Below are 24723 nucleotides of genomic sequence, written 5' to 3'. Positions count from 1 at the left end.
TACTCCTGCTTGTTTTTTAATTGTTCTATGAACGCGGGCGTACGCAGGACGCCCGCTATGAGTGCGGCGCTGAGCGGGATTAAATGTGCTCTACGCCCAGCGACAGCAGAGTTGCGTTACCGCCGACGGCTGTCGTGTTAATGGTGCGCGTCCGCTCATTGGCGAAACGCAGCAAATAGTGAGGGCCGCCCGCTTTCGGGCCAGTGCCGGAAAGACCGTGACCGCCGAAAGGCTGAACGCCGACCACTGCGCCTATCTGATTGCGGTTGATGTAGGTGTTGCCTACCTTCACTCGCTTCTCGATATGAGCGGCGGTGGTTTCATTCCGGCTGTGAATGCCCAGCGTCAGTCCGAAACCAGTGTTGTTGATGCTGTCGATGACCTTGTCCAGGTCTTCCGCAGCAAAGCGAACAATATGCAGAATCGGTCCGAAGTGCTCTTTGCTCAGCTCACTGATAGAGCCGATTTCAAACGCGCTTGGGGTGACAAAGAAGCCTTTATTGTGATCGCCAGGCAGAATCGCTTCAGCCTTCCAACGGGAGTTGGCTTTCATTTCTTCGATGTGCTTCAACAGGCCAGCCTGCGCTTCTGCATCGATGACAGGGCCCACGTCGGTGCTCAAGTGTTTCGGGTGATCCACTTTGAGTTCCTTCAGCGCGCCGGACAGCAGTTCCAGAATTCCGTCTGCGATGTCTTTCTGCACGAACAGTACGCGTAGTGCGGAACAACGCTGCCCCGCACTGGCGAAGGCGGATTGTACTACATCTTTGACTACCTGTTCAGGTAATGCGGTGCTATCCACGATCATGGCGTTCTGGCCGCCAGTTTCTGCGATCAAAGTAGCGATGGCGCCGTCGCGGGCGGCCAAAGTACGGTTGATGATGTGCGCTGTTTGAGTTGATCCAGTGAATGCAACGCCACATACGCGATTGTCGCTCAGCAGTTGCGGGCCTAATTGAGCGCCGTCGCCTGGCAGGAACTGGATCGCTTCTTTAGCAACGCCGGCTTCAAGCATCATCTCAATGGCGCGCGCCGCGATCAGGTTGGTTTGCTCCGCTGGCTTGGCGATGACGGCGTTGCCCGCCGCCAGTGCTGCGGTGACCTGACCAATGAAAATCGCCAACGGGAAGTTCCAGGGGCTTATACAGACGAATACGCCTTTGCCTTCCAGGTATAGTTCGTTGGATTCGCCAGTGGGTCCAGGCAGCACATTAGGCTTGCTGAAGTGTTTGCGCGCCTGCTCTGCGTAGTAGCGGCAGAAATCAACGGCTTCGCGAACTTCGTCGATGCTGTCTTGCAGCGTCTTGCCTGCTTCGCGGCAGCACAGCGCCATCAGTTCAGGCATGCCGGCTTCCATCAGGTCAGCCAGCTTTTCCAGACTTTGTGCGCGTTTATCAACGGGAGTGTTATTCCACTTCTCGAAACCGACGTAAGCGGCTGAGAGTGCGTCGTCGACATCGTTGGACTGGCTCCAGTAAACCGTGCCAGCGGATTGGGTCTGATCGTAAGGGCTCAGCACCTGATCGGGCGCAGCCAGAGTGCGGTGTTCACCGTTAATAACGGGACAGGCTTTCCACTGGTGCTGATCCCAGGCTCTCAATTGTTTTTCTAACGGCGAATATTGATTTTCCACGAACAGGTTCACTCCCATAGAGTTAATACGGTTGCCGAATATCTGTGCAGGCAGCGGGATGCGGTGGTTGGCCAGCGATGAATACCGGGTCAACTCATGCAACGGGTGCTGCACCAGGCTGTCGATGGGCGTTTCTGCATCCACCAGACGGTGTACGAAAGAGGAGTTGGCTCCATTCTCCAGCAGTCGACGAACTAAATAGGGCAGCAAGTCTTTATGAGCGCCGACTGGCGCATAAATGCGGACAGTGCGCTTCTGCTTGGCCAATAGTGCGTTGTACAGTGCGTCGCCCATGCCGTGAAGGCGCTGGAATTCGAAAGGACGATCGGTTTTCTCCGCAAGGGCCTGTACGGACGCGACAGTGTGCGCGTTGTGAGTGGCGAACTGCGGGTAGATATGGTTGCGCGCATATTCGCTGAACAGGAAGCGGGCGCAAGCCAGATAAGAAACGTCGGTGCTTTCTTTACGAGTATAAACAGGGTAGCTGGGCAAGCCGCGTTGCTGACAAAGCTTGATTTCGCTGTCCCAGTATGCGCCTTTCACCAAGCGCACGGGGATACGGTCGCCTTGCTCCGCCGCCAGCGCTGTGAGCCAGCAAAGAACTGGAAGGGCGCGTTTGGAATAAGCTTGCACAACCAGGCCGAACTCTCCCCAGCCGCGGCTGTCAGGTGAGCGGTATAGCTTCTCAAAAAGACGCAGGGACAGCTCCAGGCGATCCATCTCTTCCGCATCGATGGTCAGGCTGACATTGCGTTCACGAGCGGCGCGCACCAGTAACAGGACCTTTTCGTACATTTCTGTGAGTACGCGGTCTTGGTGGGCTTGTTCGTAACGGGGATGCAGTGCGGACAACTTGATGGATATGCTGGATGCGCCTGGACGATTGTCGTATTGGTCTGCGCCGACCGTCTCAATCGCTTTTATGTACGACTGGAAGTAGCGCTCTGCGTCTTCCGCGGTAAGAGCGGCTTCGCCCAACATGTCGAAAGAGTAGCTGTAGCCTTTGTCGCGGTATTTGCGGCCATTTTGCAATGCTTCGCTAATGTCGCGGCCTAAAACGAACTGCTTGCCCATGATTTTCATGGCCTGGTTCATTGCGCTGCGGATGACTGGTTCGCCGCACTTGTTGATCAGGCGTTTGAGGACATTGGCGGGCGTGCCGTCGATATTGCGGTCAAGCTTGACGACTTTCCCGGTCAGCAGCAGACCCCAGGTGGACGCGTTGACGAGCGTCGATTCGCTCTTGCCCATGTGCTTTTCCCACTGGGCCGCGGACATTTTGTCGCGAATCAGTGCGTCTGCGGTGGCTTTGTCGGGAATACGCATCAAGGCTTCCGCCAGACACATCAGCAACACGCCTTCCTGCGTATCCAGGCTGTATTCCTGCAACAAGGCGTCGACCATGTGTACAGAATCGTCCTGGGCGCGGACATCTTCAATCAGCTTGGTGGCGCCTTGGGTGATGGCTCTTAACTCATCAGTTCCGGGCGTGGCCAGAGCCATGAGTTCTTCAAGATAAGCCGCTTCGTCAACGGCGTAGTTTTGGGTTATCGCCGTCCACAGCGAGTCCAGGCTAACAGCTTGGATGTCGGGCGAAAGTACGGATGAAGCTTTAAACATACGGAGTACTCCAGAACCGCGATAATTGGCGTTATTGTCTGTAAAGATCCGGCTTTTGAAAGGAGCCGGCCCGGCCTGATCCGCTGTCGTTTAATTTGTTCAAAAGAACGGCAACGGCCTGATACGGGGCGAATGGACAGAATGTAATGTTTTGCTATCGTTCAGGTCTTACAAAAAACTGCATGGATTTTGCAAAAAACTGTGCTTTACAGAACTGCAATAATCAAAAATTGACCTGTCGCATTTACATCCTGTCGGATTGCTGACTGCGTTTTTGCACCTGTTTGGGGGTGAGTCCGTCATGCTTACGCATGCAGTTGGTCAGTGCGCTCTGGCTGGAAAATCCGCACTTCTGGCTGATTTCCGCTATAGACAAATTGGTTTCCAGCATCAAGCGCTTGGCGTAATCCAGGCGCGCCCGGATGACATATTGATGGGGCGTCTGATTTGTCGCCTGTTTGAAGAGTTCGTGGAAGTGACGTTCACTCACGCAGATACTGCCAGCGAGATCTGAAATACAGATGCGCTCATGCAGATGCTTATAGATGAACTGGTCAATCCGGTGCATGTCGAGCACCGGAGATTTTTGCCGTTTTACGCTGGGCGAAATTCTTCGGCTGAGGCAGCGGATAATGCTGCACGCCAAATGGTGACGCAGGGCGCGATCGTCCTGCGCCCACTGGATCTCCTGAATGGAGACCTGCGTCAGTTGCTGCAGTCCGCGATCCAGCGTCACCAGCTGCGGCCTTTCAAACATAGGGTTTAAAAGGTCGTAGTCGGGGTGATGGGAGTCGAGAAAGGCAGGGTAGTCCTGGTCTAAGTCAATGACCAAAACATGATTGCGAGGACGTCCATAAAAGTCATGGAATGTATCGGTCGGCACGATGCAGGCGTGACTGACGTCCAAACGAGCTGCGAGACCGCACATATCGATCTCAGCAGTGCCGGTTAGACCCAGCACTAGTTGGTAATGCGTATGTTTGTGCCGATTTACGTTTTGCGGCAGGCTGATCACATTTGCTTGCAGCATGCAATGTATACAATAAGTGAAATTGATGTTGGTTGAAAAATATACAGATGTGCTCAGGGTAAATGCATCCATTGCGGCATGCAAGTCAGGCGGCGCAATATTACCACCCTCTTTCTTTATACGCTGCTGAAATTTATACTGCCCCGCTTTTCCGGCCTCAAGTGTTTTCCTTAACGCAATCAATGTGTTGTCTTTGGATGAAAATCGTCCAAATGGATTGCGTGCGGTTTTGGTAAATAGGCCTAACGGCCAATGGTGGATTTTACTGTGATCAGTATCCTTACCGTGCGACTAATAGAGAACGACACACAATGATCTCCTATACCTTTCACCGCCGTGTGCTGCTAATGGCAGGATGCTTTGCTGTCGCTTTGGGATTGGCAGCCTGTAACGAACATGACTCCAATGGGGACAAGTCTGCGCAAAATAGCGGACAGTCCAACAGCGCCCCTGTGGATACATCCTCCCCAACGCAAAACGGCTCTGGCTCCAATGGAGCCACAAACAATGATTCTGGCGCCGACTCAGGATCTTCAGATGCTGGTTCTACTACGCCTTCAACTCCTTCAACTCCAGATGGGGGAGGCGGCTCTACGAACCCTTCACAGCCAGATACTCCAACGGAGCCTACCACGCCTTCCGAGCCCACAACTCCTTCACAACCCGGCGATGACGATTCATCCAACGATGATGCGCCAGCCGAGCCAGAACGTTCGTTAATGGTTAGTGGTTATGTGATGAAAGGGACGCTGAAAAACGCTTTGGTGGCGGCGTTCCCAGTTGTAGCGAAAGGCGCGGCGAATGATGCGGATTATCAAAATCCCGCTGCGCTTACGTTGACCAATTCCGATGGAAGCTACGAGCTGGTTATTAAAAATCCGGTGGCTGGCGGCTATCTGATTGAAGCGACTTCCAACGAGAGTACGCGTATGACCTGCGACGCCACCGCTGGCTGCGGCCTGAATGCGTCCGGTCAGGGAACATCCTTTGGCGATGTGATGTCTTTATCTGAAGGGTTCGTCCTCGATTCTTATTTGCCGCTTCCGACTGCCGATAAAGCGGTTTTGAATATTTCCGCTTTGACTCACTTGGCGGTCGCTTTGTCTCACAAGAGCAGTAAAGGATTAACCTCCGTATCCTGGAGTAAGGCGAAAACGGATTTGGCGAAATCCTTAGGGATTCAGGCCGGACTCATTGATAAGCGCCCAGTAGACCTGGTTGCTATTTCCAATAGCGATGCAGCGGGCGCTGACGTGGGGATTGAATACATGCGCGCCAGTGTGGTTAATGCTGCTTTTGCAGGTTTGGCGCAGCGTCAAGGTATGTCCATTGCTAAAGTAATGGGGGACGCAGTTAAGTCTTATACTGATTCCGGCGAGCTTCCTCCCAGTGATTTCAATACTCAGGCGCTGGTGACCATGAACGTGTTGTTCAATGAGGCGTCTGCTATTTCTACTGACTTGGAGGCGATGACTGGCAATAAATCAGTACAGTCATTGTTGTCTCAAATCAGTCAGCAATCTTCTGATTTCGCCAAGCGGGCGGCGTTGGGAGATTCCACGCCAGTTAAGATTTCCATACAGCCCACGTCGGCCAGCGTATATGTGTCAGAGTCCGTGACTTTGAATGTCTCAGCGACAGGGACAGACCCCATTCGCTATCAATGGCGCAAGAATGGCGTCAATCTGCCTAACGCCACTCAAAGCTCGTTGGCGCTTAAAGGTCTGACTTTAAGCAGCAGTGGTAATTACGATGTAGTGGTCAGCAATGATGTGAGTAGCGTCACCAGTAATCGCGCCAGCCTTAAAGTTTCCTCTAAGCCAGTGCGTAAAGTGAAGATCGCCTGGCATATTCCAACTACTCGTGAAAATGGCGACGGTCTGGCTAAAGCTGAATTGAAAGGGTTCCGCATTTACCATCGCGCTCCAGATGAGAATTACGAGAAGGTGATACAGATAAGCAACCCATCGCAAACCAGCATTGAGTTGTCGGATCTGCCCGCTGGCTACAATACATTTGCTGTGACGGCGGTGGATGTGAACGGACTGGAAAGCGACTCATCCAAAACCTTGTCCAAAACCTTTAAATAACCATTGGCGCGGAGCGCGCTGGAATGGATCAAGGCCGGAAGCCTGTCTGCAATGGATAAAGCCCGGCCTTTTTTAATTCTCCTGCCTTAAAACTTCCTCTTTTTTCGCCAGACAATTAACCTTTACCTCAAAAGTTCTACTGTTATGCTAGGCGGTGTTGGGACGACGATTGTGTTGGCCTTCGGATTACTATCGCATCAAGGAGCTAAAATGCATGTCATGCTGAAGCGCGTTCTGTGCTTTATCGTTTTGCAGTGGATGGTTGTCAGCGCTCAGGCGGCTGATGATAGAGGGTTATTCTGGCGGGTGGAGTCCGGTGGCGCGACGGCTTATCTGCTTGGCGCCATTCACTTCGGGTCTGATGAGTTTTACCCCATGCGTCGCCAGATCATGGATGCGTTCAAACGCAGCGATGTATTGGTTGTGGAAATGGACGATAAGGCGATTCCCCCCGAGAAACAGCAGGAAATCATTCAACGTACGGCGTTTTACCCCAACGGCGAAACGATTCATGACCACTTATCTCCAGAAACTATAAAGCTGCTAAAAGATCGACTCAGCCTGCATCAGATTCCATTGCAGGCGATTGAGCGCCAGCGTATTGGTTTCATCGAATTGACCCTGGCGGCTCTGGAAGCAATGCGCTTGGGCTATTCGCAGGATAGAGGCATCGACTTCTACTTCATGAGCCAGGCGAGAGGCAGTAAGCCCATCCGTGAGATAGAATCTTTCCAGGAGCAGATGGAGTTGGTGATGAAGCTACCCGAGGTTGAAGAGGCTACTCGGGAAGAGCTGTCCAAAATGGACGAGTACGAGAAGATTTGGGGAGAAATGGCGACTGCGTGGAGAAAAGGAGATGCGGATACGATGTATCGGCTGGCGATTGGCGACCCCTTGAAAGAAACTCCAGCCGCCAAACCTGTCTACGAACTGATGTTTGATGGCCGTAATCCAAAAATGGCGAAGTCAGTGGAGACCTGCATGAAAAACAGGGAAGTCTGCTTTGTCGTGGTTGGCGCAGGTCACCTGGTGGGGCCCGGCAGTGTTGTGGATTTGCTGCAAAAACAGGGCTATCAGGTTTCGCAGCAATAACTAAGCTGAACTCCGCTTAATGACGGAAGCTAGACCACGCTCACGTTGGCTTCCGTATGCTCCTTCAATTTATTCCACAGCTTCTCCAGGCTGGGGTGCTTGTTATCTCTCTTGCGGTAAAAGCGCACTTCCAAGTCTGTGTAGTATCTCTCATCCCCCGCTGGTTTCATTCTGCCGTAGCGAATGCTTTCCTGCGCCAGCCTGAATGGAATCCAGCCTACGCCGAACCCTTCCCGAATCATGGCTTTGACGCTGACAGAGTGGAAGTTCTTGTTGACGGTCACCAGGTGCAGGTCGTTCTGTGCGTGAGTGATCGTATGATGAACAACCGGCTTGAGGAAGGCGTTGTCATGGTAGTCGATAAAGGGAATGGGTCTTCTTTTGTGTCCGGGTAAAACGAACTTGGGAGCGCCGGATTCATCCACGGAGCTGCATGGCAGCAGCCGCTCTCCAGCGATCTTTACATACTCAAATACATTGGGCGATGCATCCGCCAACAGCTCGATGCTGGGGTGCCAATAGCACAGCATGATATCGCACTGCTGTTCCATCAACGCATGGGAAAAATCGCGAACGGTCCAGGCGGTTGAGTGGAGATTCAGGTCCAGTACAATGTCCAGCGCGCGACTGAACGGCTCCAGCCACGCTTTATAAAAAGAAAGGTAAAGCGTTTGCGTCGTTGCAAAAACCAGTCGGCTTGATTGTTCTTCGCGAATCGCGTGGCATTCTTCCCGTGTGTCCCTGAGGATGCGGGTGATTTTGTCAGCGGCGTCGAGAAACAGCTCGCCTGCTGGCGTTAGCGAAAGCGGCAGGGTATTCCTGTCCACCAGCTGTACGCCCATTTCTTCTTCCAGAAGTTTTATCCGACGGCTAAATGTCGGCTGCGTCACATTCTGCTCGTCCGCGGCGCGTGAAAAGTGCCGGGTTTTAGCGAGAGCTATGAAGTCTTCAAGCCAACGAATTTCCACAGATCTACAGTCCGCTATGATTTTATTGTTGGGGGTGGTTGAAAAAGCCGGCTAATCTAGCCGGCCTTCTTCAACAGCATGACATGCCACCTGTGTTCCGTCTACCTCCCTTAATACGGGGACTTCACGTTTGCAGCGATCGTTGGCGTGAGGGCAGCGGCCGTGAAAAACACAGCCTGAAGGCAGATTTACCGGGGTGGGCACTTCGCCTTTGAGGCGGATAAAGTCAGGCTTCTCGTCTTCCAGTCGCGGAATGGCGCTGAGCAGGGCCTGGGTGTAGGGGTGCCGGGGCGCTGCGAACAGCTTGCGAGCCGTAGTGACTTCGCAGAGAGAACCCAAATACATTACCGCGACGCGGGTGCCGAAATGCTCAACGACGGACAAGTCGTGGGTGATGAACAAATAGGTGAGGCCGCGTTGCTCCTGAGCGTCCATCAGCAGGTTCAATACCTGCGCCTGAATTGATACGTCTAAGGCGGAAATAGGTTCGTCGGCGACGATAAACTCGGGATCGACAATCAGTGCGCGCGCGATGCTGATACGCTGACGCTGACCGCCGGAGAACTCATGAGGAAAACGCTCGCCCCAGGAAGGGTCCACGCCCACGGACTTCATGACTTCCGCCACTTTGTCCTTCAGCTCACCGGTGGCCAGTTTCGGCTGGTGCCAGCGAATCGGCTCCTCAAGGGTTTGCTTGATGGTCATGCGTGGATTCAGCGATGCATATGGATTCTGAAAGATCATCTGCATCTTGCGGCGGTAGGGCATCATCGCGTTAGACGAAAGGTGGTCTATACGCTGGCCTTCGTAGCAAATTTCGCCGCCGCTGGGAGAAAGAAGTCCCATTACGACGCGTGCGACGGTGGACTTTCCACAGCCAGACTCGCCGACTACGCATAGCGCTTCGCCTTTTTGCACGTCCAGAGAAACGCCGTTAATGGCGTGCACGTACTCGCGCTTCATGTGGAAGCGGCCGTTGGCGAAACTGATTTGATCCAACCAGTCGCCATGAATCGGAAACTTTTTGTATAAGTTTTTTATATTCACCAATGCTGTCATAAGACCGGACTCTTGTAATTCTATTTCTCTTCGGAAGCGGGGACGTTAGCCTGTTTGATCATGTCCTCCACCATATGGCATGCCACGCGGCATCCACCGGATATAGTAAAGTCCGGCTGTTCCTTCTCGCATCGCTCTTGCGCATAGGTGCAACGAGGATGGAAGGCGCATCCTTTGGGAATGCGTTGCAGCGGAGGCATCGCTCCGGGAATCTGGTATAGACGCTCTCCAGGCACGCCCTGCTGCGGTAAGGCGTTGATCAGGCCTTGCGTGTAGGGATGCTGTGCGTCATTGATGATTTCCTTGGTCGGGCCTTGCTCGATTATTTTTCCTGCGTACATGACGATCATCTGTTGCGTGACCTGGGATACAACGCCCAGATCGTGAGTGATCAGAATCAGTCCCAGGTTCTGGCTTGTGCACAGTTCCAGCAGCAGATCCATGATCTCCGCCTGGATGGTGACGTCCAGAGCGGTTGTAGGTTCATCGGCGATGATGATGTCTGGATTCAGCAATAGAGCGATGGCGATAATGATGCGTTGCTTCATACCGCCGGAAAGCTCGTGAGGATATTGATCCAGTCGTTTTTCCGGAGAAGGAATCTGTACAAGCTTGAGCTTTTCCAGGGCGATTTTTCTCGCGTCTTCTTTGGATACCCGCGTGTGCGCCTGCAGACACTCAACCATCTGAGCGCCAACTGTCAGCACGGGGTTCAGGGTCATCATGGGATCCTGAAAGATCATGCTGATACGGTTTCCGCGCACGTTGCGCAGTTGGTCGGGAGACATCTTCAACAGGTTTTTGCCGTCGAAATTGATCTCTCCGCTGGAGATATAGCCGGGGCGGCTCAGCAAGTTGAGTATGGAGAATGCAGCGACGGATTTACCTGCGCCGGATTCGCCCACGATGCCCAGGCGTTGACCGCGGTCAACGGTGAAGCTGATATCCCGCAGGGCGGTAACGGCGCCGCTGCGCAATCCAAATTTTACTTCCAGGTTTTTAACTTCTAATAGCGCCATGGATCAGCCCTTGTAAAGCTTGGGATTGAGAACGTCGCGCATCCAGTCGCCCAGCAGGTTCACCACCAGGACAAGACAGATCAGCACGATGCCGGGAATGATGGTGATCCACCAGGAGCCCGAGAAAATAAACTCAAATCCGCTGGATATCAGGGAACCGAGAGACGGTTTCGAAGGCGGCATGCCCAATCCAAGGAAGGACAGGGAAGCTTCCGAGATAATAGCGTTGGCGATCTGCACCGTGGAGATGACCAATACTGGCGACAACGTGTTCGGCAGAATATGGCGGAACATGATGCGGTTAGAACGCAGGCCGATGACTCTGGCGGCGTCCACGTACTCTTTCTTACGTTCAGCCAACACGGTGGCGCGAACAGTACGGGCGTACTGCGGCCATTCGGCGATGCCGATAACCATAATCAGCATGAATAGCGCCAGCTCCTGATACAGCTCTGCGCCAAATGCGGCCTGGAACACGGCCAGGACAATAATCGCCACCATTAATGTGGAGAACGATAGCTGGATGTCCGCCAGACGCATCAGGAAGTTGTCGACCTTGCCGCCGAAATAGCCGGCGATCAGACCAATGACGATGCCCAGGAACGCTTGCAGCAATACTGCGCAGACGCCAATCATCAATGAGATGCGGGTGCCGTAGAGAATCGTGCTCCACATATCGCGCCCTTGAGAGTCGGTTCCGAACACAAAACGCTCGTCTCCGTTCTCCTGCCAGTTTGGCGGGATTTCCGCATCCATGATGTCGACCTGGGTGAGGTCGTAGGGGTCAAAGGGCGCCAATACCGGCGCCAGCAGGCTCGCGGACAAAATCAGTGCGAATATCGTGAAGCTGACGATGGCGATCTTGTCTTTCTTAAAGCTGTGCCAAAAGTGAGAGTCTTTAAACTGCGCCCATCGGCTCGGTGAAGCTTTTACGTTTGATTGCATGAGGGTTACTCTCCTTCCTGATGCTATTGCTTACCGGCCAGTTTTACGGTTGGGTTAACCAATCCGTAAATCAGGTCCACGATAGTGTTGGTAATCACGAAGATGGCGCCGACGACAATCAGATAGGCCACGATCAAGGGCGTATCGACTCGGTTCACTGCTTCCAGGAACAGGAAGCCCATGCCAGGCCATTGGAAGACCGTTTCGGTCAATATCGTATAAGCGACCATGGTGCCTATTTGCACGCCGCCGACAGTAATGACGGGCAGCATGGTGTTTTTAAGCGCATGCAGAAAGTAAATACGTTTCGGATTCAGGCCTTTCGCCCAGGCGTAACGGACGTATTCCGATTCCAGTACTTCCATCATTTCCGACCGGATGAGGCGGATAAATAATGGCAGCATGATGGAAGACAGGGCGATTGAGGGAAGAATCAAGTGTTTGATGCCATCCCAGGTAAAGAAGCCAGAGTCCCAATAGCCAAACACATGGACCAGTTCGCCGCGCCCGAATGAAGGCATCAGCCCCAGTTCTATGGCGAAGACGTACATTAACAGTATGGCTGTGAGGAATACTGGTATGGATATCCCGATAATACTGACTCCCATCACCAGTTTGGAAAGCCAGTGGCGCGGTCGAATGGCTGAAAACACGCCGAGCGGCACCGATAGAAGGACGATGATCAGCGTAGCGCCGAATACCAGTTCCAGGGTGGCGGGAAGTTTCTTGAGGATAACCTGCAAGGCGGGCTCTTTAAAAAAGTAAGAGTCGCCAAGATCTCCCTGAACGGCTTTTTTTGCGAAACGCCAGTATTGGGTGAGGAAGGGGTCATTGAGTCCCATTTCTTCCCGCAAAGCGTTACGTTCTTGTTCTGATACGGCTTGTCCCACCAGTTCACGAAGTGGGTCGCCAAGATTGTCTTGAATGGAGAAACTGATCAGGCTGATGACGAACATCACCACCGCAGCCTGAGCGATTCTGCGAATTAAAAATGCCAACATCTAATAGATACCTAAGGCGTTAAAAGGAGAGCCAGATTCTTTCCCTTCGGACAGCAGTCCCATCACTGCTGTCCGATCCCCTCCAGAATCTGGCTCTGATTCTTTGCCTGAATGGCGGACTAATCAAGCTTGGTTAGCTTACTTAATCACCAAGTCGCCGAAGTACGGGAAGTCCATAACGTTCAACACTTCTTCGGCTCCGACATTCTTTTTGGAGGCCCAGGCCAGGTCCTGCCAGTGCAGCGGGATGAAAGCGCCTTCGTCGTACAGAGTCTTCTCGATGTTCTGCATGATTTCTGCGCGCTTCTTGGTATCAGTGACCTTGTTGGCCTCTTTCACCATTTCATCCACTTTAGGGTTGCAGTAGTTACCGCTGTTGTACTGTCCTGCGCCAGTCTCGGTATTTGGACACATCACCAGGAACTCATAGAAGTTATTGGAGTCCTCGGTGTCAGAGTGCCAGCCGATCATCATGATGTCCGCAGAGCGAGCATCGAACTCAGGCCAGTATTGCGCTTTCGGCAGGGTTTTCAGGTCCACTTTGATGTTGATTTTCGCCAACATGGCGGCGGCGGCCTGCGCGATTTTCTCATCGTTCACGTAGCGGTTGTTCGGCGCCATCATGGTGATGGAGAAACCTTTTTCGTAACCCGCTTCTTTCATCAGCTCTTTGGCCTTTTTCAGGTCAAAGCGAGGCTTCAGGTCCGCGTTGTAACCCAGGTAGCCTTTCGGGCTTAACTGAGCGGCAGGCGTGGAGAAGCCTTTCATGATTTTGTCGCTGATAGCTTCCTGGTTGATCGCGTAGTTGATCGCCAGACGGACGCGAGGGTCCTTGAATTCAGCACGACGATTCTGGTTCATCTGGAAAGTGATGATGCGAGTGCCGCTCATGGTGACCAGTTTGGAGTTCTTGTCGGACTCAATGCGCTTAAGGTCGGTAGGCGGTACTGGCGCGATATAATCCACGTCGCCGGAAAGCAGCGCCGCGACGCGAGTCGGGTCTTCTTTGATAGGCGTCAGGATCATCTTGTCGACGTTTCCGGGAGACTTGGTGTCCCAGTAGCCAGGGTAGCGCGCGAATTCAACTTTTACGCCCTGTTCGCGGTAGGACACAGTGAAAGGTCCGGTGCCGGAGGCTTTGCGTGAGGCGAAAGAGTTGCCGTGTTTGACCAGCAGGTCTTTTGGCTGGCCGTTGTCATCCGTGCCGCTGTAGAAAGCGCTGTCCATCGGGAACAGATAGGTCGCGTTGTTCAGCACCAATGGAAAAGGCTCTTTGGTCACCAGATCAATGGTGTAGTCGTCAACGATTTTAACGTCCGCGAATGGCTCGAAGATTCCCTTGAAGTCTGGAGACTGTTTCAGACGATCGAAAGTCCACTTCACATCTTTGGCGGTGAATGTGTTTCCGGAGTGGAACTTAACGTCTTTGCGCAGGTGGAAGCGCATGGTCAGGTCGTCGACTCTCTCCCATTTTTCCGCCAGGCGCGGTTCGAATGTGAGATCTTTGGTCCAACGAATCAGAGGATCGAACAACCAATGAGACAGCTGCAAGGTGCCGCCGGAAAGTTGTTCATGAGGGTCGAGTGAAACGGGGTCTGCGTCCAGCGCGAGCTTGAGTGTCGCGGCGTTAGCGTTTACCAGGCCTAGTGACAGAACTGCCCCGGCAATGATACCAAGAGTCTTTTTCATTGTTTCGTCTTCCTTCTTTGTTGGGAATGACTGTTTATTATGAGCGACCGGAAATATCCGTCCTGGAGCCACCAGCCGCGTCTACTGCCGACAGGTCAGCATTAGAAGGCGTTAAATCAAGTTAGCGTTGATTCAGGTTATCCCTAAAGAAATGATACATGGTCGTTAGAAGCGAGTACTGCATCATGAGATAAGCAGACTAATGGCTCGCCTATGAATCAGACAATCGAAATTTCGACACGTCTCATGCATGAAACGTATAAGTATGCACCCGTATTGTGAAACGCCGAAATTAATTGGTGCAGATTAAAGCGGGGTTTATGCGATATTTTCTCATCTTGATGTAAGGGCGTCTAAGTGTTTGAAAAAAGGGGATCTGTAATAAAAATGGCGAAAAAAGAACCTATCGACTATATTAGGTGGTCGGCTTCGCCATAGATTTTGCGTATACGCCAGCCATTCGAAATCCAAAATTAATGCAAGGGATTGTTCGCCAGCGCCAGTCGCAAGAAAGCTATCGCAAGTCCGCCTTCGGTCATCAGGGGAAATCCTGTCCCCGTCCTGTTGTAAAAACTTTGTTGGAGCAAAGTGAATGGAAAATATGTACCCCGCTGGTCCTTCCTCAGTTCCTGAGAATCTAACCCGTCCCACTGCGGGCTATAAGCAGAAGGCCTGGCTCGCCATGGCCGGGCTGGCTTTGTTTGTCACACTCTATTTTTTTCTGGCGGGCTGGTTCAGCTGGATAGCAGGTAAACGCTTATACGCCGCCTATCTGGGTGGGGATGAAGTGTTGTTTAACGCAATCGCCGGCGCTCTCGCCGCGTTTCTGGCTTTATTCCTGTTGAAGGCGTTGTTTTTTGTCAAACATGGACACGAGTCCGGCGATATTGAAATCAAGCCGGAACAAGAGCCTAAACTCTTCGAATTTTTATATCGGTTGGCGGACGAGGCGGGGGCGCCGAGACCGCACCGCGTCTTTTTGTCGCCACGGGTCAATGCCGCAGTATTTTACGACCTGTCGATCCTCAACCTGATCTTTCCCTCCAAGAAAAATCTGGAGATCGGCCTCGGGCTGGTGAATGTGCTGACTTTGGGCGAGATGAAAGCTGTTCTGGCCCATGAATTCGGGCACTTCGCCCAGCGGTCGATGGCGGTGGGGAGATGGGTGTATGTGGCGCATCAAATCGCTGCTTACATCATCGCTGAACGGGATATGTTCGATAACTTTCTACGCGGGCTGTCCCGATTCGATTTACGTATAGCCTGGATCGGTTGGCTGCTGTCTTTGATCGTCTGGTCCATACGATCCCTGTTGGACACGGTGTTCAGTCTGGTGGTGATGGCGCAGCGCGCGTTGTCGCGGGAAATGGAATTGCAGGCGGATCTGGTGGCGGTGTCGTTGACCGGCAGCGACGCCCTGGTGCACGCGTTGCATCGATTGCAGGCCGCAGACGAGGCCTGGGACAGAGCGTTGCGGTTTGTCGGCGGCGAGTTGAGCGAGAAGCGCGGAGTACAGGATATTTTCGCCGTGCAAAGTCGCGTCATCGAAAGCATCGGCAAGATACTGGATAAACCTGACTATGGCTGCGCCCCTTTGCTGCCAGAGGCGAATCCGGAAGCGCATCGAGTGTTTAAATCTGCTTTGGCGCAACCGCCTCGCATGTGGGCGACGCACCCGGAGAATTCGGAAAGGGAGAACAACGCCAAGCGCGTCTATGTGGCGGCGCCGTTGGATGGGCGCTCGGCCTGGGAGTTATTTTCTGACCCTGCGGCGATGAAAGCGCAAATGAGCGCTCATCTGATTCGTCTGGAAGAAGAAGCGGAGCCGGCGGATATTCAAGAGTCTCTGTTGAAACTGGACAGCCAGTTTGATCGGGCGTATCTGAATCCTGCCTACCGGGGCGCTTATCTGGGACGCTCAGTCGTGCGTAGCGCCGAGACGGTTGATGATTTATATGACAAGAAACCTATTACGAACGCCATCAGCACTGAATTGGCGGCGCTGTATCCAGAAACCTTGACGGTGGATCTGGAGCGCTTGCGCAATCTGGAAGAGGAACGGGTTTCGCTGCAAGCGGTATACGACAAAATTTTCACTGCTCCTGGAGGCGTTATCCGCCACCGTGGACAAGAGCTCAAGAGGGCGGAGTTGCCGGGCGTCATCGCTGAGCTGGAAAAAGAGGTTCAAGACGCTCGCGAACAGATTTGTCGCCACGACCGCCGTTGTCGCAGTGTGTTTCGCGCTGCGGCGAAGAGAGTGCCAGGGGGCTGGGACGCCTATCTGACAGGTTTGGCGGCCATGTTGCATTACGCGGATCATTCAGAGGCCAATTTAAGAGACGCGCAGGGATTGATGGCTAATGTGGTCGCAGTCATCACTGCGGACCGCAATGTCAGTTCCCGTGAATTGAAGCGTCTGTTGGTCGTGGCGGAAGAGGTCTATCAAATTCTGCGCCTGGACTTTGCTGTGGCGGTGGAGGTGACGTTGGACGCCACATTGAGTGAAAAGCTTGGCTTGTCCCGCTGGAGTGATGCGTTTGGCGAGTTCAAGCTGCCGCCGCCCAGCAAGAACAATATCAATGAATGGATGCAGGCCATCGATAGCTGGATAGACAGCGCCGCCGGCTGCTTTTCTGCGCTCAGACATGCGGCGTTGGAGCAGCTGTTGCTAACGGAGGCCAAAGTGGCGAAAAGCCTGAAAGACGGAGAGCAAATAGGAGAAGCTCCGAAGCCTTCCCGGGCGCCTGCGCAATATTCGGTGCTGTTGCCAGGTTCTGAACGTAAGCGGCAAAAGCGCCTTGGACTTTGGGACCGTTTCCAGACTGCGGATGGCGTTGCGCCTGCATTGGCGCGTTTCATTATCGCAGTGGCGATTGTGGGAGCCGCATTGGGAGCAGGGCAGTTTGCGGAGCTTTTAGCGCGCTAAGGTCCCTGATAGAAAATTCTGAGAAGACAAAAAAGAACCCGGCGTGAGCCGGGTTCTTTATGTTGGGATCAGCGTGGCAGTCTGACTGTCAGGTAGTTGGACGGAGTGCTTGCGCCGCAAGCGTTCTTCGCCACCACTCTTGGATAGTAGACATAGCCTTTTTGCAGTTGGTAGAAGTCCACGTAGTTACCCTGTGTGCTCTGATATGGCTTCCAGGATCTGGCGTAGCCGTCCCAGGTCTGCACTTCATACTGCGTAGCGCCAGTTACTTTGGGCCAGGTCAGTCTGAACTGGGTGGAGTAGACATAGGAGGACTGCAAACCGGCCGGCTTAGCGGGTGGATTCGTACAGCCTTTACTCTGGGGGATGACCACTTTGATCCAGTTGGTCGCTTGTCCGGAGCCGCACTGATTCTTGGCGTAAACACGATAGTACTCGGTTGTGCCCAGACGGCTTGCCGTGACTTCCATGGATGTCGCATCCGTTTCCTTGTGATCGCGCCATTCCCGGCCAGTCCATTTTTGCACCGCATAGGATGCTGCGCCGTCTGCTGCGCTCCAGCTCAGAGTGAAGCGTCCATCGTTAACATCCGATGCGGCGAAGGCGCCGGGAACGCCCGGAGGCTGCGTGCAGTCCTGGCTGTCAGTCAGCTCCACGGCGAGGTACTCGGATGGAGTGGAGGCGCCGCAAGCGTTTTTGGCGGAGACTCTGACCCATTGGGTGCTGCCTTGCTCCAGTCCGTTGACGGAAACAGTGGTCTCAGCTGTGTCTTCCAGGGCTTCCCACTTGGAAGCGGATTCGTTCCAGATTTCAGTGTGATAGCTTTCCGCCCCAGAGACGGCGCTCCAAGTGAAGCTGAATGAGGTTGCGCCGATATTCGCAGAAGCCAGGCCTGTTGGCGTAGCGGGCGCTTCTTTGCAACCGGAATCAGAGTCGCCCAGCGTGATTGTCCAGGTGTTCTCGGCGATCAGCAGCTTGTTGGGATCTTTGATGACGCGGGAGGTCTTGTCCGCGGCGACGGCTTTCAGTTTATACACGCCCTCCTGATATTTACCGCTGTTGAAGGTGAATGACGCGCCTTCGCCGACTTGCTGTTCGTTCAGATACCACAAGGTCTTCACGGTATGAGATGCGGTATCCACTGGCGTAACGGAAAAGTCTCTGGATTCGCCTTGTCCCATGGAAATGTCGGTCTGTGCGGGATTGGCGGCGTCGATGACATTCACCCGACCATAGATTCGGCGCACGATTTCACTTTCGTTGACGGCGTAGAAAGGCTGGCCCAGCTCTTTCATCATGGAGTTCTGCGTGGGGCGGTACATGCCGCGAGTACAGTACATCGCTCCCTCAAATACGCCGACGTTGGAGTCGACATCCATCCAATGCCGCCATTTGGCGCCGCTGGAATTGGCGGTGGCGTTGGCGTTGTCCGGCTCGTGCACCTGACAGGTGCCATAATCATACTCGTCAGCCAGTTTGGCGAAGCTGTGGCCCAGCTCATGCAACGCCAGATCGATGGCTTGCGGGGCCAGGGACATGGTGGCCACCTGGCCGCCTGCGCCGCCGTATTTTTCAGTGTTGACTACGACCAGGACTTTATCCATGGCGTTAGCTGGCATGACGGATTTCAGGTAGTTGAGTACTTTGCTCTCGTCTACGCACAGCAGGCGTTCAATGTTGTAACAGTTAAAATAGGCGCCGAACTTGGTGTCGATAGGGCCGCCGTTGCCAGCGCCGCTCTGGTTGCTCGGTACTTCCACGCGCCATACGTTGAAATGATTTTTGTACTCTTTATAGATATCTTCGCCGAAGTAGCCTTCTACAATTTTGCGTGCATCTTCTTCGAACTTGCTGAGGTCGCTGCTGGTGTAGCCTTCGGAGACTAAAACCAGGTCAGCCCGGTTTTCTGAATCACCGGTTTTGAAAACGCTGAATACGCCATTATCCGCCCGGGCTTCCAGGCTCACTGAGGCCGCTGTCTGCGCCGTCTGTTTCTTTCCCAGCTTGATGCGCTGCAATAAGTTGAACTGGTAACCGGAACGCTGTTTCTTGATGGCGTTCAACTCCAAGGTGCGGATATCCAAACGGTTGGGAACGTCCAGACGTAGCGTTCCTGTGTTTTTGACGATCTCTTCCGCAATTTCCACTTGGCCGCTGTCAGGGTCGAAAGCTTCCGCATGCATCAACAAAGGATTGTCGACCGCCTGTCGATAGACTTCGCGGCCCTCGGCGTCCTTACCTATCACCATTAATTGGTCGTCGGAAACGATTTCATCGTCCTGATAAAATTTGGCCTGTTTGGCGATTTTGTCTTTCACACTGGCGTTGACGCCGGCGGAAAGATCGCTGGGATTGGCTGCATTGACTTGAGTGCGATCCAATTGGATGTGCAGCTCGGTCACTGATTCTGCTGTGGCGAAGGCGGATGAGCACAGCAAAAAGACAGGTATGAATAACTTCGCAAGCGCCTTCATTTCTAGCTCTCCTTTCAGGCAAGAGGTCCATGGACGGGATATGCGCCGGAGTTTGTGCATCGGCGGCATCATCCGGAATCATCCATTTCTCATGGTTAATGACATGCCCGGAGCCTTAACTCCCTCTGCGCCGGACTGGTTAATTGATAAGCATAGCCGCTTAATAATACACAGGAGCGGAGGCCTTTTATGTAGTTCCTAGGAGCTATGCAGGAGGGCGTATGGCTTGTTAAATCAATGGCCTAGGCTTATTTCAAAATGAGTGGACGATCTGCTTTCCGGCATAACGCCCGCTCTAAATAACCTGGGGAAATAAAGAAATACTTTTTTCGAATAAATTAATTGAAGCGGCTAATTACGGATGCGTTTTTTCAATAGGGGGCGTTCTGTTCGCAGATCACTTTGCTGACGATAAAGCGTATGAAAAATTAGGAAAATTAATCTCTGACGCTTATTATCGGATGCAGGTCGTGTGACCTTAGAAGCTTTTATTAAATTTTTATGAAGGGTGTCTCCACTGTGATCGAACATATCAAAGGCAGTCTGCTTGAAGCTCAGCGGGCTCTGGATGACTTTATCGCCAACGCGGAGGCTTTGCGTAGCGTGGAGGCGGCGGCCGAGACGCTGATTAAAACCTATGAGCGCAAGGGGCGGGTATATTCCTGCGGCAACGGCGGCTCCATGTGCGACGCCATGCACTTTGCAGAGGAATTGACCGGGCGTTACCGCAAGAATCGGTCAGGATTGGGCGCGATCGCCATCAGCGATCCCAGCCACATGAGCTGCGTCGCCAATGATTTTGGCTACGACTACGTTTTCTCAAGATATATCGAAAGCCATGGCCGTGAAGGCGATAGCCTTATCGCCATCAGCACCAGCGGCAAGAGCCCCACTATTCTCAATGCGGCCAAGGCGGCGAGAGAACAGGGCGTCAGCGTGATCGCTCTGACGGGTAAAGCGGGTTCGCCCCTGGAGAGTCTGGCGGATGTATGTATCTGCGCTCCCGGCGGCTCGTACGCAGACCGTGTGCAGGAACTGCACATCAAAGTCCTGCATATTCTTATTGAGTTGGTGGAGCGTCGCTTTTTCCCTGAGAACTACGAGCAGGCTTAACTCCTGTCGTTAGGCGTCTCTAAATAAAAAAACCGGGCATCAGGCCCGGTTTTTTTTGTCGGTCAGACAGGTTAACCGCGTGGCCGGATTCTGCGGGTCGACAGCATCTTGGATGGCTGCAACAACTCATCCAGTTGCGCTGCTGTCAGCAACCCTTCCTCCAGCACCAGCTCCACGACGCCGCGTCCGGTATGCAGCGCCTTCTTGGCGATGCGGGTGGCGTTTTGGTAACCGATGAATGGGTTTAGCGCGGTGATAATGCCGATACTGTTCTTAACGGTATTTTCACAATGCTCTTTATTGGCGGTGATGCCGGCCACACACTTGGTTTCCAGCATTTTGATGGCTTCGCCGAGCATGCGCATACCGCTGAGCAGGTTGTAAATGATCAACGGCTCCATGGCGTTCAACTGCAACTGTCCTGCTTCCGCCGCCATGGTGATGGCGAGGTCGTTGCCGATGACCTGAAACGCAGTCTGGTTCATGGCTTCAGGAATAACCGGATTCACTTTGCCGGGCATAATAGAAGAGCCGGGCTGCATGGGCGGCAGGTTGATTTCATTGAAACCGGCGCGAGGGCCGCTGGAAAGCAGGCGCAAGTCGTTACTGACTTTCGACAGCTTCACCGCCAGACGCTTGAGTACGCCGGAAAACAGAATAAAGGCGCCCATATCCGAGGTGGCTTCAACCAGACAGTGCGCCAATTGCATGGGCTTGCCGGAGATGTCGGCGAGCGCGTCAATCGCCAGATCCGGGTAGTCAGGGTGAGCATTCAGGCCGGTGCCGATGGCGGTTCCGCCGAGGTTCACTTCCTGCAGCAAGCCTGCTGCGTAGCTGATGCGGTCAATGTCTTCGCGCAAGGTCACGGCGTAAGCGCCGAACTCCTGGCCAAGCGTCATGGGAACTGCGTCCTGAAGCTGGGTGCGACCCATTTTGATGACGTCGGCGAACTCCCGAGATTTCTCTTCCAGCGCTTTGATCAAATCCGACAACGCAGCGCTCAATGGCTCCGAAGCGAAAATAATCGCCAGTCGCGCAGCGGTAGGATAGGCGTCGTTAGTGGACTGCGACATATTAACGTCGTTGTTGGGGTGCAGGAATTCATACTCGCCCTTGACGTGTCCCATGATCTCCAGCGCGCGGTTGGCGATCACTTCATTGGCGTTCATGTTGGTGGAGGTGCCTGCGCCGCCTTGAATCAGGTCGACAATAAACTGGTCGTGATAGCCGCCGTTGATAATGTCGCGGCAGGCGGCTTCAATGACTTCCGCTTTGGCGTCGCTGAGCTGACCGGTTTGCTGGTTGGCGCGGGCCGCCGCCATTTTGACCATGGCCAGGGAGTTGATCAGTTCGGGGAAGTGGCTGATGGGAACGCCAGTGATATTGAAATTCTGTTTGGCGCGTTGGGTTTGAATTCCGTAATACGCGTCCCGGGGAACGGGCTCATCACCCAGTAAGTCGTGTTCGATTCGAACCTCGGTCATAGATACATCTCGCATGGCCAACAAATATGCAAGCAATGGAAACATGGCGGCCCAGCCGCTGCAATCTCGTAGAATCACTTATCCTGCGGGGGCTCCAGCGGTTTCGAGCGACGCTAACAGCATGCGGACGCACTCTCTCAATTGAGTGGTGATTTGCTTTCTGCCGCTTAGACCCGTCAGGCGGGCGATTTCGCTCCAGTCTTGTTGCTGCTGCACTTTGGCTCGCCAAAGCGTGGCGGCTTTCTCTTCCAGATAAGTTAACTCTGTGTAGGCGTCTAAAATCAGCAGGAGATCCTCAACATTCTCATACGGCCGGCTTCCTTCTACAAATAGCTGCAAAAGTTCGATTTCTCCGGCTTGCAAAGCGTTCGGCGTCTGGGAGTGAAGTCGGGATAATATCCATGGCTCTTGGGCGAAGGCATGGTGGCTGTCGAAGGCGCTGCGTCGCACAAAACGATCGTGCGCCTGAGATATCAATGTTTCCCCCTCGGAATCGAGAGACATTGCGACGCAAGCGGCGTAGGCGCCGGCGACATGATCGCGTTTGCCGCCCAGGCGCAACAGTCGATATCCTGCATGCTCCCAGAATTGCAGCAGGGAGTCGGAGGCGCCAAAGCTGGCTCCGATCAAACAACAATCGGTTTGCTCCAGGATTTTCTTTAATGCCTGCAGCATCCACAAGCCGACGCCGCGCCCCTGACGTTCAGGATGTACGGCGATGCGAATGACGCGAGCCATCGGACGTTGTAATGCCTCTCTGACGCCCATCTGCTGGGCGAACAGTTGTTGCAGCAAGTGGCCCCGTGGACGACGGGTTCCGCGCCAGATGGCGTCGATGAGTGGTGGCTCGGTGAAAGGGCGCTCATGGGAAAGCAAGACTGCGCCGAGAACGCGGCCCCGCACGGTTGATACAAATACGTCCAGTCCCGGGCTATCCAGCAGGGTTCTTAGATCGTCTGGAGTAGTGCGATAGTGGGCCAGAGTCAGTAGCTGGAATATTTCCGATAGCCGCTGCGGCGCACGCAGCAAGGATTCGCCATCAAGTCTTTCGAAATTCAGCTCACTCTCATCCCAAGCGGTTGGTAAAGGCGCAGGTTGATACTGGTTAAGCAATAAGGCGTCGTTGATAAAAGTTTCCAGTGGGTCGCCTTGCGACCAGCGCATGGGTTGCGACATGGTCACATGTCGCCAGCCAGGACGGCGTTTGTCCAACCAGGGAAAGACCCGCAGTGAAAAGCCTTGTCCTGTGCCTTCATAACCGTGAAGGGTGGTGGCGAAAACAACGCTGGGGTAATGCTCCAGTAACGACGCCAGAATGGGGGTGGGTATGGCGGCGGCCTCGTCGACTAATATCAGGTCGGCCTCGGGGCGTCGTTGTAATAAGTCATCGGGAGCGATGAATGTCAGGTGCTGTTTGAGTCGTTCCTGATCGAGACCCAGTTCGGTCGCAGTGATTTCCGCATGCTTGAATAGTGTGGCCACGGCGGCGAAGGAGGGCGCCGTCACCAGAATAGTTTCCGCCTGCTCTGTGATTCTGTGTGCGGCTGCGATGCCAAGTGCGGCGGATTTTCCCCGGCCGCGGTCGGCGGTTATGGCCAAGGCGTCCTGCTGTCCCGCAGCCAGCGTACGCAATGCTGTAATCACGGCGGACTGCGAAACCGCTCCAGTATGCGCGCTTGTATTGGATGGGGGACTCAAGTCCGTGTAACGGATAATGGGCGTCGGACTTTTGGCGAACGTGATCCGCAGCCACCCGCTGGCGCTGTCCAGACGCTCCTGCAAGTGTCGCAGATAATGTCCGTCCACATCTTGGTGGGTGAGCGGGTGCGCCAATATCCGTTGATAATCCGGGTCATCGAATGATGGCCATTGCCGCGCAGGTGGAGTCAACAAAAGCAATAAGCCTCCGCCACGCACGGTTCCGGTTAGGGCTGCGAAGGCGTCCGCATGAAATCCGCAGCGGGCGTCGAATATCAGGCAATCGATTTCCTGTCCGAGCCTGGTTTGAAAGCGGGCGGCTTCCAGCACTTCCAATTTCGTCTGCAAACTGGATGGCGGCGAGGAGGGCGCGCCCACCCAGACAACCCGTTGGTCTGGCGCGAAATGCTCAAGTATTGGCCAGATCACCGCCTCCACTTCAGGCGCTGCACCTTGAATCAAAACCGGCGCTCTGAAATTGGCGGCGCGCGCGCGGGCTAAAGCGGACGCCAGGGCGTCGCGCCAGTTCTCCTCTTGAGACATTGCGGAATACTGCATGGTGGGTGCTGGTCTCGCAGGGTCAGTCTTTGGGGCTACGGTCGCTGTTCATGATTTTGGTGACGAAGACGCAGCTGTTATAGCGCTCGAACGACCAGCGCATGGTGGCGTTAATGGCGGCGGTGACATCGTCGAAAGAACCAAAGACCTGAGTGCTCATGCGGTTAGGGTGGACGTCCACGCCGGGTTGCTGTTCTAAGTGCTTGATAACGTCGAGAACGGGCGGTTTAAAATCGTCTGTGAAGGGGTAAAAGCTCAATTCCGCTGAAATGTTCATCCTGAGTTCCTCACTGTGATTAGCCGTGGAGCCGACTATGCAAACAC

General features: G+C 53.8%; 16 protein-coding genes. 4 read left to right on the top strand and 12 right to left on the bottom strand.

What is annotated here, in order from left to right; genetic code table 11:
* Positions 1-79: 79 nt before the first annotated feature.
* Together putA and ONV78_RS27550 are read right to left on the bottom strand one after the other, a co-directional pair.
* The gene (gene putA / locus ONV78_RS27555) at positions 80-3253 is read right to left on the bottom strand and encodes a bifunctional proline dehydrogenase/L-glutamate gamma-semialdehyde dehydrogenase PutA (protein ID WP_279507761.1); all 3174 of its coding nucleotides are present in this window, start codon (positions 3251-3253) and stop codon (positions 80-82) included.
* Positions 3254-3497: 244 nt separating this feature from the next.
* On the bottom strand, positions 3498-4283 hold the full coding sequence (locus tag ONV78_RS27550) for an AraC family transcriptional regulator (protein ID WP_127972733.1): 786 nt from the start codon (positions 4281-4283) through the stop codon (positions 3498-3500).
* A gap of 311 nt (positions 4284-4594) precedes the next feature.
* Between ONV78_RS27550 and ONV78_RS27545 the strand changes: the two genes are divergently transcribed.
* On the top strand, positions 4595-6373 hold the full coding sequence (locus ONV78_RS27545; protein WP_279507760.1) for an immunoglobulin domain-containing protein: 1779 nt from the start codon (positions 4595-4597) through the stop codon (positions 6371-6373).
* A gap of 210 nt (positions 6374-6583) precedes the next feature.
* The gene (locus ONV78_RS27540) at positions 6584-7465 is read left to right on the top strand and encodes a TraB/GumN family protein (RefSeq protein WP_279507759.1); all 882 of its coding nucleotides are present in this window, start codon (positions 6584-6586) and stop codon (positions 7463-7465) included.
* A gap of 29 nt (positions 7466-7494) precedes the next feature.
* Here ONV78_RS27540 and ONV78_RS27535 read toward each other — a convergent pair whose 3' ends face one another.
* The 6 genes from ONV78_RS27535 to ONV78_RS27510 form a co-directional block, all read right to left on the bottom strand.
* Positions 7495-8433: a LysR family transcriptional regulator gene (locus ONV78_RS27535; RefSeq protein WP_216738461.1), complete on the bottom strand. Its 939-nt coding sequence runs from the start codon at positions 8431-8433 to the stop codon at positions 7495-7497.
* Positions 8434-8484: 51 nt separating this feature from the next.
* Entirely contained in the window at positions 8485-9492 is a 1008-nt protein-coding gene (locus ONV78_RS27530; RefSeq protein ID WP_216738460.1) for an oligopeptide/dipeptide ABC transporter ATP-binding protein, read from the bottom strand.
* A 20-nt stretch (positions 9493-9512) separates the two neighbouring features.
* Positions 9513-10511 carry an ABC transporter ATP-binding protein gene (locus tag ONV78_RS27525; RefSeq protein WP_216738459.1) on the bottom strand — a complete coding sequence of 333 codons (999 nt, stop codon included), beginning with the start codon at positions 10509-10511 and terminating at the stop codon, positions 9513-9515.
* A 3-nt stretch (positions 10512-10514) separates the two neighbouring features.
* Positions 10515-11456 (bottom strand): ABC transporter permease, encoded by a 942-nt coding sequence (locus ONV78_RS27520; RefSeq protein WP_216738458.1) that lies wholly within the window; start codon positions 11454-11456, stop codon positions 10515-10517.
* Between the two features lie 23 nt (positions 11457-11479).
* The gene (locus ONV78_RS27515) at positions 11480-12457 is read right to left on the bottom strand and encodes an ABC transporter permease (protein WP_216738457.1); all 978 of its coding nucleotides are present in this window, start codon (positions 12455-12457) and stop codon (positions 11480-11482) included.
* Positions 12458-12595: 138 nt separating this feature from the next.
* Positions 12596-14146, bottom strand: coding sequence for an ABC transporter substrate-binding protein (locus ONV78_RS27510; RefSeq protein ID WP_216738456.1), 1551 nt, complete (start codon positions 14144-14146; stop codon positions 12596-12598).
* Between the two features lie 592 nt (positions 14147-14738).
* Here ONV78_RS27510 and ONV78_RS27505 point away from each other — a divergent pair.
* On the top strand, positions 14739-17072 hold the full coding sequence (locus ONV78_RS27505) for a M48 family metallopeptidase (RefSeq protein WP_279507757.1): 2334 nt from the start codon (positions 14739-14741) through the stop codon (positions 17070-17072).
* 68 nt (positions 17073-17140) lie between these two features.
* On the opposite strand, the gene ONV78_RS27500 is transcribed toward ONV78_RS27505, so the two are convergent.
* A complete protein-coding gene (locus ONV78_RS27500) occupies positions 17141-19546 on the bottom strand; it encodes a M64 family metallopeptidase (RefSeq protein ID WP_279507756.1) in 2406 nt (801 codons plus the stop codon).
* 519 nt (positions 19547-20065) lie between these two features.
* Between ONV78_RS27500 and ONV78_RS27495 the strand changes: the two genes are divergently transcribed.
* Positions 20066-20659, top strand: a complete 594-nt coding sequence (locus ONV78_RS27495) for an SIS domain-containing protein (protein WP_216738453.1) — start codon at positions 20066-20068, stop codon at positions 20657-20659.
* A gap of 71 nt (positions 20660-20730) precedes the next feature.
* Here ONV78_RS27495 and aspA read toward each other — a convergent pair whose 3' ends face one another.
* The 3 genes from aspA to ONV78_RS27480 all read right to left on the bottom strand — a co-directional run bounded on the left by aspA (position 20731) and on the right by ONV78_RS27480 (position 24676).
* Positions 20731-22143, bottom strand: coding sequence for an aspartate ammonia-lyase (gene aspA / locus ONV78_RS27490; protein ID WP_253938507.1), 1413 nt, complete (start codon positions 22141-22143; stop codon positions 20731-20733).
* Between the two features lie 78 nt (positions 22144-22221).
* Positions 22222-24399 carry a GNAT family N-acetyltransferase gene (locus ONV78_RS27485; protein WP_279507755.1) on the bottom strand — a complete coding sequence of 726 codons (2178 nt, stop codon included), beginning with the start codon at positions 24397-24399 and terminating at the stop codon, positions 22222-22224.
* Between the two features lie 22 nt (positions 24400-24421).
* The gene (locus tag ONV78_RS27480; protein ID WP_216738450.1) at positions 24422-24676 is read right to left on the bottom strand and encodes a hypothetical protein; all 255 of its coding nucleotides are present in this window, start codon (positions 24674-24676) and stop codon (positions 24422-24424) included.
* Positions 24677-24723 lie beyond the last annotated feature (47 nt).

This window comes from Hahella sp. CR1 (assembly GCF_029813005.1).
Classification (GTDB): domain Bacteria; phylum Pseudomonadota; class Gammaproteobacteria; order Pseudomonadales; family Oleiphilaceae; genus Hahella.
This window is presented reverse-complemented; position numbering and strand designations above follow the sequence as displayed.

Excerpts from the sequence above, each read along its gene's own strand:
- ONV78_RS27515 (WP_216738457.1), bottom strand. The coding sequence starts at position 12,457 with ATGTTGGCATTTTTAATTCGCAGAATCGCTCAGGCTGCGGTGGTGATG.
- aspA (WP_253938507.1), bottom strand. The coding sequence starts at position 22,143 with ATGACCGAGGTTCGAATCGAACACGACTTACTGGGTGATGAGCCCGTT.
- ONV78_RS27480 (WP_216738450.1), bottom strand. The coding sequence starts at position 24,676 with ATGAACATTTCAGCGGAATTGAGCTTTTACCCCTTCACAGACGATTTT.
- ONV78_RS27550 (WP_127972733.1), bottom strand. The coding sequence starts at position 4,283 with ATGCTGCAAGCAAATGTGATCAGCCTGCCGCAAAACGTAAATCGGCAC.
- ONV78_RS27485 (WP_279507755.1), bottom strand. The coding sequence starts at position 24,399 with ATGCAGTATTCCGCAATGTCTCAAGAGGAGAACTGGCGCGACGCCCTG.
- ONV78_RS27530 (WP_216738460.1), bottom strand. The coding sequence starts at position 9,492 with ATGACAGCATTGGTGAATATAAAAAACTTATACAAAAAGTTTCCGATT.
- ONV78_RS27520 (WP_216738458.1), bottom strand. The coding sequence starts at position 11,456 with ATGCAATCAAACGTAAAAGCTTCACCGAGCCGATGGGCGCAGTTTAAA.
- ONV78_RS27500 (WP_279507756.1), bottom strand. The coding sequence starts at position 19,546 with ATGAAGGCGCTTGCGAAGTTATTCATACCTGTCTTTTTGCTGTGCTCA.
- ONV78_RS27505 (WP_279507757.1), top strand. The coding sequence starts at position 14,739 with ATGGAAAATATGTACCCCGCTGGTCCTTCCTCAGTTCCTGAGAATCTA.
- ONV78_RS27510 (WP_216738456.1), bottom strand. The coding sequence starts at position 14,146 with ATGAAAAAGACTCTTGGTATCATTGCCGGGGCAGTTCTGTCACTAGGC.
- ONV78_RS27545 (WP_279507760.1), top strand. The coding sequence starts at position 4,595 with ATGATCTCCTATACCTTTCACCGCCGTGTGCTGCTAATGGCAGGATGC.
- putA (WP_279507761.1), bottom strand. The coding sequence starts at position 3,253 with ATGTTTAAAGCTTCATCCGTACTTTCGCCCGACATCCAAGCTGTTAGC.
- ONV78_RS27525 (WP_216738459.1), bottom strand. The coding sequence starts at position 10,511 with ATGGCGCTATTAGAAGTTAAAAACCTGGAAGTAAAATTTGGATTGCGC.
- ONV78_RS27540 (WP_279507759.1), top strand. The coding sequence starts at position 6,584 with ATGCATGTCATGCTGAAGCGCGTTCTGTGCTTTATCGTTTTGCAGTGG.